The organism is Psychrobacter sp. JCM 18901, assembly GCF_000586435.1.
In the GTDB taxonomy this organism is placed as follows: Bacteria; Pseudomonadota; Gammaproteobacteria; order Pseudomonadales; family Moraxellaceae; genus Psychrobacter.
Genome location: NZ_BAWH01000015.1, coordinates 1 through 12,840 on the forward strand (window position 1 = coordinate 1; position 12,840 = coordinate 12,840).

Here is a 12,840-nt window from a genome sequence, read left to right on the forward strand (position 1 = left end):
TATTTAAGGGTGAGCAAGGAGTAACGACTGTCTGGGAGAAAGTCGTCCGTAGCGCAAGACGGAAGGCTATGCCTGTAGATAGCTCTTGCTTTGCCTTAATGGCGCTTTTCTCGTTTGTCAGCTCTCTATTCTAGATAAAGCCCCCAACGCTCACGCGATGAGGGCTTTTCTTCGTCTGTAGATTGGTGCTGAAAAGCTACTAGTAATTGAGTTCATGAACTTTCCCTATGATAGTCAAATAAGACTCTTATACGAAAAATTTGTCTAGAAAATATATAAAACAACAGATCACGATACATGTTTCTTGTCGAATATAAATACGTTGTGATGAATTGCTTCATTAGTCTTTTGAATATTAAATGTTTTCTTATCTTCAGGTAATCGTAGTACTTTTGGTAGTCGTGCTATTGCCATTTTTTCATTAGCAATGGCATAGTGACGATAGTATTCATTTAAGATTTCATTGCAGTCAAATTCTACGTAAACAATATTATCATTATGTTTTTTAGCTAAATTTATTATGGACAGAAAAAACTCATTTTTCGCTTCATTTTTTGAATGTTCCACATCTTCTAAAGTATAATTTGGTGGGAAACCGACCTTTATTTTTTGCCAAATACTACCATTTTCCTTAGTTTCAAGATAAAATTTTAATTTTTCTTCTAATTGATTCAACTTTATCAGGTTCTGTTCAGTACTATCGAAAGCTTCCTTAACAATTGCAATTATTTCTTTAGAAGCATTAGTGAAATTTTTAATCTCAAATTTTTTTATCCTCTAATGAATCATAAATCGTATCTAGAAAGTATTTGAAGCTAATTAGCCTGGCAATCATAATTTCTACATTAGAAGAGTATGTAGCGATAGGTCTTAATTGAAAGTTTTGGAGATTATCTATAAGTTTATTAAAAATTTTAGTCAAATAATAAAATAAATAGTATCGATCATCACTATCAGTGACTGCATTATTAATTATATTAGGTAATTTATTCAAAATCGAAATTGTGATTTGGTGCTCATAGTCATTCATACGCTTACTGATATGATACTCTGTCTCTTCGCCGTCTTTTTTTCAATTCTTTTTTTGAGTAGAGGTATAATTTGTGTCTTACAGAGATGTTGTGCTTCTGCTATAAATTTGATAATTGTGTCCGATACACCAGCATCCAAAGTATATAGTCGACTTGTACAGTATTTAACATGTCGTATATAACTTTCTTCATCTATAAGCTCTTTTCTAATGACAACGTGTGTCAGATATACAAATAGATCATTACTACCGCCATCTTCATGCAAAAAAAACGTTTAATAGAATAAGGATTTTGTCTTGATTTATCGGCAATACCTATTAAAAACCAGTAACGCTCACTTTCAATTACAAAGAACTTTTTACGCTTTGCCTCTCTTTTTATAATATCGGGTAAGTTGTCTTGTTCCTGAAAGTCTATGTCAGTAGAGTCCCATGCGTGAAAGTCTCGCCCCTGAATCTTTTGCTTAATAAATACTTCTTTAAAGTATGTTTTTACGATATCAGTATTTAAGTGCCTTATACCAGGTTGTACTATAAGATTTACATTATCGATCCAAAATGCTAAATCGTATAAAAATGCTTTTTTTATACTTTCACGACTTTTTTTTGGTCTAAAATATGATCACCTATATCAATACGGTTAAGATAATCGATCATCGCCTCTACTTTATCAGCAAGTTCAATAGCATCATATGAATCCGGCTTGGACTCAATAAATTTCAACATCTGTATAGCAATTGCTTTTAGCTCTCGATGACGAATTGCTGTTTTAGATAACAAACTTCTCAAATCATCTGGAATGATATAAGTAAAATTTGGGCTAATGTTCCTTTTTGATAATATTTTTTCGTACACACTTTTACGACTGGGTATATCGAGCTGCGGCAAAATACTGATAAGAATGGTTTTCCAGTTACCACCTAATGCTGGGTCTATCGATTTTAATTGATAAACTTGGTATTCTGAGAGCTCATACACATACATATTACAATTTCCTTTACAGAACTAATTTTTGCACAAATGCTCGCTATCTTAGCATCTATCAAATAACTATCACAGCATCTTTATTTCTCAGGCAGCTAGTTTAATAAACTAAGGCAAGATTATGACTACCTCAAAAGTAACCTACCAAGGCAATTTACGTACCCAAGCTATTCACCTACAGTCGAATAATCAAATCATTACTGATGCACCGACGGACAATCATGGTAAGGGTGAAGCGTTTTCCCCGACGGATTTGCTAGCGACCAGCTTGGGCAGTTGCATCTTAACGATCATTGGTATCAAAGCCGAAGCGATGGATATCGATATCTCAGGTACGACTGCAGAAGTTACCAAAGTCATGGCTGCCAAACCAAGGCGTGTGAGTGAAATACATGTCGTGGTCAATTTCTCTAAGGCATTGGATGAGAGCACCTTAAAACGATTTTATAAAACCGCATTGACCTGCCCAGTAGGTAATAGCTTGGATCCTGCCATTACTCAAAACTTAGTATTTAACAACGGCACAGACGCCTGATATGTCTACTAAGACTCTACTCATTGTCGCTCATGCGCCATCGCCTAATACTCAGAAATTGGTGCAGGCAGCCTATGACGGTGCGAATAATCCTGATATAGATATCAACGTCATTTTGAAATCACCGCAGGATACGCAGCCTGAGGATGTGTTGGCTGCTGATGCGTTACTGCTAGGTACGACTGAAAATCTAGCGTATATGGCAGGGCTGACCAAAGATTTTTTTGATCGTTGCTATTATCCCGTGCTAGAAGAGAAGCAGGGCATGCCATTTGCGGTATATATACGCGCAGGGCATGATGGTACAGGTACTAAACTTGCGCTCAAAACGATTACAACGGGGCTACGTTGGTCATGGATTCAAGAGGCGCTGATACTACAAGGCGATTGGCAAGACAGTTTTGCTGAGCAAGTAGAAGAGCTTGCTATGACGCTTGCTGCTGGGGTAGAGGCAGGTATTTACTAGTAGTCTAGTTGTTTGGCGGGCATTAGGTCGGTCATAGACAGTGCTTGTTCATCTACTGCTATCAATACTGAGAGCATAACAAACGGTCTGGGAGGATAGTGATGCATGACAATAATCTGGATAGTGATAATTCAAATAGTAAAGTAGATATTTCTGCATTGCCGTTTTCTCAAGCGTGTGAAAATAATAAGCAGCCTATTCTAAAAGTACTTCAAACAGAGCTACAAGGCTTTAGTCATGTGCTAGAGATTGGCTCTGGGACAGGTCAGCATAGTGTTTACTTTGCTCCTAATCTGCCTGAGATATCTTGGCAAACCAGTGATGTCATTAGTAATCACCGTCCTATAATCGCTTGGCACAATGCGTATCCTGCACCCAATCTATATTCACCATTAGCGTTTGATTTAGCGCATGACTCTGTACCTGTTGGTGGTCATTTAGATAGTAATCATTTAAATAGCAGTGATATAGCCAAACCTTATGATGTGATATTTACGGCTAATACTTTGCATATCATTAGTCGGGCTTTGGTAGAGCGATTATTTGCATTGGCTGGTGAGGCGCTACCTGTTGACGGTAAGCTGATTGTATATGGCCCTTTTAATGAGCATGGTAAATATACCAGTGAGGGCAATCAACGATTTGATAGGATGTTGAGAGCAGGTAATCCTGACAGCGGCATTCGCGATAAAGAAGATGTCGTTAATCTAGCAAATGCTCATTATCTACAACTCAGAAAAACGTATGCGATGCCTGCCAATAATCAGCTATTGGTATTTCAGAAGCGCTAATTTTTTTAAAGCGTCAGCAAAAACTAAATAAATAAAAAGACACCTTAATGGATCGTTATCAGATCTTGTTGAGGTGTCTTTTTGTTTGGGTTTGCTTATATTATTACTTATTTAATTTGTGCTGTTAGGTTATTTATATTCTTCTGCTAAAAAATCCAAGTAACGCTTCCAAGAGCGCTCATCTGCACGTGCATCATATCTATCACTACCGAACACGCTAAAGGCATGTGGTGCGCCGCTATAAGTGACCATCTCGTGAGGTATCTTAGCCGCTTCTAATGTCTTGCCTAAAGTCGCAAAGCTCTCTAGCGAGACAGATTGGTCAGCAGAGCCGTGGAATACTAGGATTTCTCCCGTAGTTTTGTCATAACTTTGACCAGTTGGAATATCGAAGGCACCGTGAAGGTACAAAGGCTTTTTGTTCAAAACCTGAGCGTGCTAGCTCTAACGCGACCGTACCGCCAAAACAATAACCCATAGTCGTGCCTTTACGCACATCATTGCCTTGTAGTTGTCCTGCTGTTAATGCCCCTGCCAAGATACGACGCATTTTATTACGGTCATCATATAGCTCCCCAGTTAGGCGTTTGTTTTCTTCGATAGAAGTAGGGCGAATGCCTTGTCCAAACATATCGGCTGCCAATACGTTGTAGCCTTCAGCCGCTAACATGTCAGCACGTTTGCGCTCATAGTCAGTTAGACCATCCCAATCATGAATCAATAAGATAAAAGGTGCGTTAGCTTTGTCCGCTTTGGAGTAATAGCCTTCATATGCTTGGTCATCGACCGTGTAGGTCACGTTTTTGGTTGTGATAGCAGCAGCCGTTTGACTGAACGTTAATGCCATTAGACTCATTGACGCGCCTACTAGCAATGAGTGATAAGGTTTTTTTAATCGGGGAGCTTAGAGTTGGTAACATGGTAGGTAGCCTTATAGTTATATAAAAAATAGTCGCATCATCAAACCCCTATAAATCCGCTACATCGTCATCTTCGCTAACCATACTAAGGTATAGCTTGCGCTCGGTTTTGTTGTATCGAAATTATTTGAATCCAACGACATAAAAAAAGATAAATATAAGGCTAAAACCCTGCCAATTTATTTATCAATAGTCTCTTGTACTGCATAAAAAGCATACCTTAAAGAATAACTACATTACAAGATTCTATTGTTAATGTTTATGCTCATTTAAGGCCATCTAAAGCAGCTGGTTTAAAGCGTCTATAGACCTTAACCAAACATCAACAAGGTTTACTATATACGCAACTATATTTGACTTATTTTTTTGGGTAGTATGACTCCTAAGCCTATTATTCCTTTATGAATTTTAGTGCGGTATCAATTTAACGCTCGACAATGCTATAAACACAGATAAACAAATGACAGATGAAGTTACCACTATCTCAAAGGATATCAAACCTGTGTAGGCACTCTTTTAATGATTTAAAAGAGCACTCTCAATCTATTAGCTAGGACTTTTTATGAATAATAATATCGATCATACTGATCCCGCCAAAGACATGAATACGGAACGTGGCAATGGTGGTGAAACCCATCAGCGCGTAGGTGACGACACCAAAGTATTAACTACGCAACAAGGTGTGGCCATCGCTGATAACCAAAACTCTCTAAAAGCAGGCTCACGTGGGCCAACGCTGTTAGAGGATTTTGTATTACGTGAAAAAATCAATCATTTTGACCATGAGCGTATCCCTGAGCGTATCGTCCATGCTCGTGGTAGCGCAGCACATGGTTATTTTGAGCTGACAGAGTCATTAGAAGAATATACGACTGCCAAAGTATTGACCGAAACGGGTAAGCAAACGCCACTATTTACGCGTTTCTCAACGGTAGCGGGTAACAAAGGTTCAAAAGATACGCCACGTGACGTGCGCGGTTTTGCTGTGAAAATGTATACAGAAGAAGGTAACTGGGATATCGTTGGTAATAACATGCCAATCTTCTTTATCCAAGACGCGATGAAGTTTCCAGATTTGATTCATGCGGTAAAGCCAGAACCAGATCGTGGTTTCCCGCAAGCAGCTTCTGCTCATGATACGTTTTGGGATTTTGTCTCGTTAAGCCCTGAAACCATGCACAATCTAATTTGGCTGATGAGTGATCGCGGTCTGCCACGTAGCCTACGCATGATGGAAGGCTTCGGTATTCATAGCTATCGCTTAATCAATAAAGACGGTAAGAGCACCTTTGTACGTTTCCATTGGAAGCCAGTATTGGGCGTACAGTCAACTACATGGGATGAGGCAGTGAAAATCTCAGGTGCTGATCCTGATTATCATCGTCGTGACTTATTTGAGTCAATCAACAATGGTGACTATCCTGAGTGGGAGTTTGGCGTACAGTTATTTACTGAAGAAGAAGCCAATGAATTCCCATTTGACCATCTAGATGCGACCAAGCTGATTCCAGAAGAATTAGTACCAGTGAAAGTCGTGGGTAAGATGGTACTGAACCGCTATCCTGATAATTTCTTTGCAGAGACTGAGCAGGTAGCATTCTGCCCATCGCACCTGCCACCGGGTGTTGATTTTAGTAATGATCCACTATTGCAAGGTCGTCTATTCAGTTACTTGGACACGCAGCTATCACGTCTAGGCTCGCCAAACTTTGCCCAGATTCCTATCAATGCACCGAAATGCCCGTTTGCTAATAATCAGCAAGATGGTCATATGCAAATGCAGGTACCTAAGACACGTGTACTCTATGAGCCACAAAGCCTAGATCCAACTCGTCCTCGTGAAAGCGCTAAACGTGGTTTCAACTCATTCCATGAGCAACTAGATGATGGCGTAAAAGGTCGCGTACGTGACGAGAGCTTTGCAGATCACTATAGTCAGCCACGTATGTTCTACCGTAGTCAGACAGCAACTGAGCAAGCACATATCGCAACCGCTTATGCGTTTGAGCTAGGTAAAGTAGACACAGCCCATGTACGTACGCGTATGCTTAGCCATTTGATCCATATCGATGAAGACTTGGCCAATCGCGTAGCAACGGCCTTGGGTATGGAGCTACCAGAGCCAGCTGACGCGGCTGCACCTGTTCAAGACTTAGGAATCTCTAAAGCGGTACAAACTATTGGCCTAACGCCTGATAGCCTAAAAGGTCGTATGATTGGTATCTTAGTTGCAGAAGGTTCTAATAGTAGTGAAGTTAAAAAGTTCGAAGATGCTGCTAAAGCGCAGGGTGCTAGTGTCAAAATCGTAGCGCCTAATAAAGAAGTCGTATTGGATGATGGTACACGCATACAAGCTGATGAGCGCCTTGCTGGTGGTCCATCAGTGATGTTTGATGCCGTCGTTAGTATCATCATGCCTGATCAAGCTAAAAAGCTCGCAAAAGACAGCTCTGCGTTAGATTGGTTCAATGATGCGTACAATCATTGCAAAGCCATCGCCTATTGTGGTGCGACTGATGAATTTATCCTAAGTAAACTACCAGTTGAAAAAGACGAGTTTGTGACGCCATTGGCTGAGTTAGATGCCTTTATCAGTAATGCTAAGTCTCGTCTATGGGAACGTGAGCCAAAGGTTCGTGATCTTGCATAGTCGATGAGTAGGTAATTTACAAATTATCTAAGATAACAAATAAGATATTAAGTGTTTCCTTAAACCCAGCCTAAGCGCTGGGTTTTTGCTTTTTATTAATAAGGTGAGAATTATCATGGATAGAACCATACATGCTGTTATGAGCAGTAAGTTGTCCATAGTTAATTGTTAGCCGCATCGTCTCTTTATGCCGCATGGCTTCTGTATATAGTCACAAGCGTTCACTCAAAGTCATTTTATTTGTGGTAACGGGCGCTATACTAAAGATTGGCTATAAAACTGAACAAAAGCCTCACAATAATAATGACGAATGAGGTAGGGAACACCAATGAGTCTATGTGAAATTGTACGCTTAGAAGGATATATCCAGAGTAGTTATCTGGCAGTATATCCAGATAAAATAATGCTGTTAGATGGCTGCTGCCGTGCTGATGTGCCGATGGTACTTGACTATATTAAGACAACGTTAAAACGACCCATTACTGACCTAAAAGTAGTAGTGGTCACGCATATGCATCCGGATCATGCAGGCGGTGCGAATAAGTTTCGAGAAAAGACAGGCTGTCTGATTGTCTCAGCTGATAAGAAAAAGCAGTGGTATAGCGGTATTGGTGGGCGCACGATGCACTTCGTAGATATACATCTAGGATATTATGTGGCCAGACGTCAAGGACGCCCACTTAAAAACCTATATTACTCGGCAAGTCTGAAACCAGATATCACCGTCACAGATGGTGAGCTTGTGCCACACTTTGATGAGTGGCAAGTACTAGAGACTCCAGGTCACACGGATCGTGATTTGTCTTTGTTTCATCTACCGAGTCGTGAAGTGTACACTGCTGATTTAATCATTAAGTTGCGCCATAAGTTCGTAGCACCATTTCCTGTTTACTACCCTAAAGACTATGTTCAATCGTTAAAAAAAATCAGAGCATTACAACCGTCAATGGTGATGATGGCACATGGTCGAGAGCTGGCGATGAGTAAGGCAGAGTTTGATGAGTTTATCGCTCATGCACCCAAGCACCCACGTACTATCAAAGATACGATCAGACATAAACTACTATGGCGCAAGAGAGATAACTTTCGACTGTTTAAACGTAAGCATAATAAATAGAGGTATATAAAAGCTAAGAAACTAATAGCTAAAAAAACAACGTTTAAAAAGTCCAGACGAAAAAAAGCCCAGTTACTAAAATAGTAACTGGGCTTTCTAAATATGGTGGGCTGTCCGCGACTCGAACGCGGGACCAATTGATTAAAAGTCAACTGCTCTACCAACTGAGCTAACAGCCCTGAAGAGTATATAAAAAAGCAATGCTTTTTAACTCTGCAAGAGAAAATTCTAACTAAAGAACTTTCTAAAACTAAACATCTTAACGATGTCTTTTAAATTTATCTTTATTAGTCTACTACCGGATAGGGTAGAACGATTAATAAAGATTAAACTAAATATGGTGGGCTGTCCGCGACTCGAACGCGGGACCAATTGATTAAAAGTCAACTGCTCTACCAACTGAGCTAACAGCCCTAACGTTTAAAGTGTTTGTATCCCTAAACGTGAGAGCACATTATATATATTATTATGACAATTACAACCCCACATGATAAAAAAAGTGTAATTCTCTTATAAAATTGCCAATTTATTCCAGTTTATTTAAATTTTCGTCATTGTATCGATATTGACTACTCTATTTTTGGCTAAAGCGAGACTAATAATCGATTATTAGTCTCGAGAAAGTGCTTCAACAGGATCTAATTTGGCGGCATTACGTGCTGGCAAGAATCCAAATACTACGCCAATTAACGTCGAACAAACAAAAGCGGCAATAATAGAGGTTGATGAATAGATAACTTTAAAATTATCACCGCCCACACTATTAATCAGCTCGCCAATGGCAAATGCCAGTCCGATACCAATCAGTCCCCCTAAGATACAGACCAGAACGGCCTCAATGAGGAACTGCTGCATAATATCGCTCTGACGCGCGCCCACTGCCATACGTACGCCAATCTCATTGGTACGCTCGGTGACAGAGACTAGCATGATGTTCATCACCCCAATACCGCCGACGATCAATGAAATGACCGCGACTGATGAAATAAGTAGGGTCATCGTGCCTGTCGTCGACTCGATTGTTTGACGAATAGAGTCTGAATTACGCAGCTCAAAGTCATCTTTACCATGGCGACTCTCTATTAAATCAGAGATGGCCGTCTCTGCGGCACTAGAAGAGATACTGTCATCTAACAACGCCACAAAGCGGTCGATATTGGTACTACCAGTGACGCGCGACATCACCGTTGTATAAGGCATATAGATGGTAGCGTCGTCACACTGGGACCAAAGCCACCATCGCTCTCTTCGAGGACGCCAATTACGCGTCCAGGTACACTACCAACCAGTATCACCTCACCAACAGGATTATCAATATCTGAGAAAAAGGTCTGTTTAGCGTTGTCATCGATGATGATATCTTGACTACGTAATGTAATGCTTTTTGCATCAAACCCTTGGCCCAATGTTAATGTCTCACCAGTGACGTTTAGATAGTCTTCACCAACGCCATTGACGGTAGCATCCTCTTGTATATTACGATAGCGGACACTAGAGCTGGCATTTACCTGAGGGCTGACACTGATAATATAGGCTGATTGCCGACCGCCTCTGCATCTTCTGGTGTCAAATTGTCATCATTATAGCGGCGTCTAGGATCGCCTCTAGGGTAGCCATCATTGACGGTAATGGTATTGGTACCTAACGAGCTGATATTGGCGAGGATTTGCTGCTGAGAGCCTTGTCCAAGACCTACGATAGATACGACCGCAGCGATACCGATGATAATGCCGAGCATAGTTAGTAGAGTACGCATCTTATGCGCGCGCATGGCAAGCAAAGACATTTTGAAAGCTTCAAGCAGTCGATCAATAAAACTACCAAAGGCACTTTTTCGATGCTCGCCAAGGATAGATTCTGGTTTTTTGTCTGTGTGCTTATAATGCTCAGTTTGATAGTCAGCGATGACATGGCCATCTTTGAGCTCAATCACACGCTCCGCTTGTGCTGCTAGTTTTGGATCATGAGTGACCATGATAATGGTATGACCTTGTGCGCTGAGGTCATGCAAAATCGCCATGACATCTTCGCCAGACTTACTGTCTAGGGCACCAGTTGCTCATCTGCTAAGATAACATCGCCACCATTCATCAGTGCACGAGCGACAGAAACACGCTGCTGCTGTCCACCTGAGAGCTGATTGGGACGATTGTTGACCTTATTGCCAAGGCCGAGGTCAGTTAGTAGCTTCTCAGCACGATTGGTGCGTGCCTCGGTATCCATGCCCGCATACACGGCAGGGACGGCGACGTTGTCTTTGGCACTGATATCACCAAGCAAATGATAGCGCTGAAAAATAAAACCAAAGTGCTCACGGCGCAGTTCTGCTAGCTGATCGGCATCAAGCTTACGGGCGGATTGACCATAAATCTTATAATCACCAGCAGTGGCTTGATCTAGACAACCTAAGATATTCATCAAGGTGGACTTACCAGAGCCTGACTGTCCAATGATAGCGACCATCTCACCTTGGTGAATCGTCAGATTGATATCATGCAAGACGCGAATGGTTTGCTCACCAGCAGGGAACTCTCTGATAATGCCAGATAGTTCCATAATGGGCTTGCCTGATGCAGAGTGGGTAGCGGTATTGGTTTTTGCTGAGTTGCTTGAGCGATTAGCAGAAGTGTGTGACCCTAAGTTTTGAGCCGTGCTACTTTCAGAGCTATCTTCACTCGACGGTTTAGGAGATTGAGATATAGTCATAGCAGTGTCTTTAATAAAGGCTAATAAGCGTTATAGTGTTGTTATGAAAGGGCTGCTATGTTTTTAGCAAGCCTTTCTTACTCAACATAGTCAAAGCACAAGTTACATTTGAGGTCCACCAGGTACGCGGCCGCTATCTGATTTCTTACCGCTCTCTTCACTGATGATTACTTCTTCCCCTTCTTTCAAACCACTTAAGATTTGCGCATTTACTCGGTTATCAATACCGACTTCTACAGTACGCTCTTCTACGGTTCCGTCATCTCTTAATACACGTACAAACTTGCCCGTTGTTGATTTGCCTTTTTCTTTAGTTCGCTTTTCTTGTATCACTGTTGATGGTACTAATAGAGTATTTTTGGCTTCGTTGACGATGATATATATCTGTGCCGTCATATCGATTCGAAACAAGCGGTCAGGGTTTGGTACTTCTACGTAGCCGACGTAATAGATAGCAGCGTCTGTCGAGCTGGTGCTACTGATCTGCTCTGGGGCAGGTTCGATAGCGGTTAATGTCGCATCATACTGTTTGTCTGGATTACCGATAATATTGAAATAAGCAGGCATACCAGCACTGACATTGATAACGTCAGCTTCGGAGATTTGCGCGTTGATACGCACGGTCGATAAATCCGCTAGCGTCACCAATGTGGGCGCCGTTTGGTTAGCATTGACCGTAGTACCTTGCTCAGTCGTAATAGAAACGACTGTACCTGATATTGGTGCACGAATCGTGGTATAGCTTAGATCTTCTTCAGCAGTACTGACGTTGGTTCGTGATTTGCGTAATGCTGCTTGCTGACTGTTGATATTGGCTTCTGTTGTGGCAATCGCGGCTTTAGCTGTGTCGATAGCCGCACGTGCATTGGCAACGGCTGCTTTTGCAGTCTCGACACTGGTCGCTTGCGTGTCATATTCTTGTTGTGAGATAGCATCGATAGCGACTAAGTCTTGCAAACGCGCAAAGTCAGACTGTGCTTGTTTGAGCTCAGACTGACGGCTGGCAAGATCAGCATAGGCACTTTTTAGACTGGCTTGTTTGCTCAACGATTCTGCTTGCGCACTTTGTAGCGCGGCTTCGCTTTGCTCAAGACTGGCTTGTTCATTGCTCAGGCTGTTCTTCTGAGTCACTTGATCAATCTGCGCAATCAAATCGCCTTGCTTGACTTCGTCACCGACTTCAACGTACAGGCGTTTTACTTCACCAGATACCTGTGCCCCTACATCGACGGTATTTAACGCTTTTACTTTACCAGATGCCATGACATTGTTTTCAATATCACCGACTTCAACGGTTGCGGTTAAATAATTAGGTGTGGCTTCTTCTGGTTTTAAAAAAAGTATAGGCCAAAGCCCCTAATGCTACGATAATTAAGGTGATGACACCCCATTTGATAGCAGACTTTTTGCTTATTTTGCGCATGACAACAATCCAATCACAATTAAATCAAGTGTAGATATAGTAGAGACTTCATCTACAAAAGGGAATGGAAATTAGTTTACGAAAGGTTAAGGTAGAAGAACAGAGACAGGTACAGAAAAGAAATGCTTACTAAAAATCAATAAAACGGAGATTATAGGAGAACAAAATAGGGTAGTAGAATCTGAATTTACAGCGTTTAAATGTATAAATCAGTAAGA

The 12,840-nt window shown here is 41.3% G+C and carries 9 protein-coding genes, 2 tRNA genes and 2 pseudogenes; 5 read left to right on the forward strand and 8 right to left on the reverse strand.

The window, feature by feature from the left end:
* Positions 1 to 288: 288 nt before the first annotated feature.
* Together TT11_RS10995 and TT11_RS11000 are read right to left on the reverse strand one after the other, a co-directional pair.
* Complete coding sequence (locus TT11_RS10995; protein WP_261870475.1) at positions 289 to 675, reverse strand: hypothetical protein; 387 nt, start codon at positions 673 to 675, stop codon at positions 289 to 291.
* A 940-nt stretch (positions 676 to 1,615) separates the two neighbouring features.
* Positions 1,616 to 2,014: a hypothetical protein gene (locus TT11_RS11000; protein ID WP_261870476.1), complete on the reverse strand. Its 399-nt coding sequence runs from the start codon at positions 2,012 to 2,014 to the stop codon at positions 1,616 to 1,618.
* Positions 2,015 to 2,135: 121 nt separating this feature from the next.
* On the opposite strand from TT11_RS11000, the gene TT11_RS11005 reads away from it, so the two are divergent.
* The 3 genes from TT11_RS11005 to TT11_RS11015 all read left to right on the forward strand — a co-directional run bounded on the left by TT11_RS11005 (position 2,136) and on the right by TT11_RS11015 (position 3,806).
* A complete protein-coding gene (locus tag TT11_RS11005; RefSeq protein WP_165597480.1) occupies positions 2,136 to 2,549 on the forward strand; it encodes an OsmC family protein in 414 nt (137 codons plus the stop codon).
* A gap of 1 nt (position 2,550) precedes the next feature.
* Positions 2,551 to 3,015, forward strand: a complete 465-nt coding sequence (locus tag TT11_RS11010; RefSeq protein WP_160021552.1) for a flavodoxin family protein — start codon at positions 2,551 to 2,553, stop codon at positions 3,013 to 3,015.
* 101 nt (positions 3,016 to 3,116) lie between these two features.
* Complete coding sequence (locus tag TT11_RS11015) at positions 3,117 to 3,806, forward strand: class I SAM-dependent methyltransferase (protein WP_261870477.1); 690 nt, start codon at positions 3,117 to 3,119, stop codon at positions 3,804 to 3,806.
* 129 nt (positions 3,807 to 3,935) lie between these two features.
* Here the strand turns inward: TT11_RS11015 and TT11_RS11020 are convergent, their stop codons facing one another.
* Both TT11_RS11020 and TT11_RS11025 read right to left on the reverse strand, forming a co-directional pair.
* Positions 3,936 to 4,217, reverse strand: a complete 282-nt coding sequence (locus tag TT11_RS11020; protein ID WP_261870478.1) for a dienelactone hydrolase family protein — start codon at positions 4,215 to 4,217, stop codon at positions 3,936 to 3,938.
* Positions 4,171 to 4,662, reverse strand: coding sequence for a dienelactone hydrolase family protein (locus TT11_RS11025; protein WP_261870479.1), 492 nt, complete (start codon positions 4,660 to 4,662; stop codon positions 4,171 to 4,173). Before TT11_RS11025 ends, TT11_RS11020 begins: the two co-directional genes overlap by 47 nt.
* A gap of 626 nt (positions 4,663 to 5,288) precedes the next feature.
* Here TT11_RS11025 and TT11_RS11030 point away from each other — a divergent pair.
* Both TT11_RS11030 and TT11_RS11035 read left to right on the forward strand, forming a co-directional pair.
* Positions 5,289 to 7,376 (forward strand): catalase, encoded by a 2,088-nt coding sequence (locus tag TT11_RS11030; RefSeq protein WP_261870480.1) that lies wholly within the window; start codon positions 5,289 to 5,291, stop codon positions 7,374 to 7,376.
* 328 nt (positions 7,377 to 7,704) lie between these two features.
* Entirely contained in the window at positions 7,705 to 8,493 is a 789-nt protein-coding gene (locus TT11_RS11035; RefSeq protein ID WP_261870481.1) for an MBL fold metallo-hydrolase, read from the forward strand.
* 103 nt (positions 8,494 to 8,596) lie between these two features.
* On the opposite strand, the gene TT11_RS11040 is transcribed toward TT11_RS11035, so the two are convergent.
* From TT11_RS11040 to TT11_RS11055, 4 genes and pseudogenes are all read right to left on the reverse strand, one after another.
* A tRNA-Lys gene (locus tag TT11_RS11040) sits at positions 8,597 to 8,672 on the reverse strand.
* Between the two features lie 159 nt (positions 8,673 to 8,831).
* A tRNA-Lys gene (locus tag TT11_RS11045) sits at positions 8,832 to 8,907 on the reverse strand.
* A gap of 195 nt (positions 8,908 to 9,102) precedes the next feature.
* Positions 9,103 to 11,049, reverse strand: a pseudogene (locus TT11_RS11050) (MacB family efflux pump subunit).
* 252 nt (positions 11,050 to 11,301) lie between these two features.
* Positions 11,302 to 12,622 (reverse strand): annotated as a pseudogene (locus tag TT11_RS11055) (efflux RND transporter periplasmic adaptor subunit).
* Positions 12,623 to 12,840 lie beyond the last annotated feature (218 nt).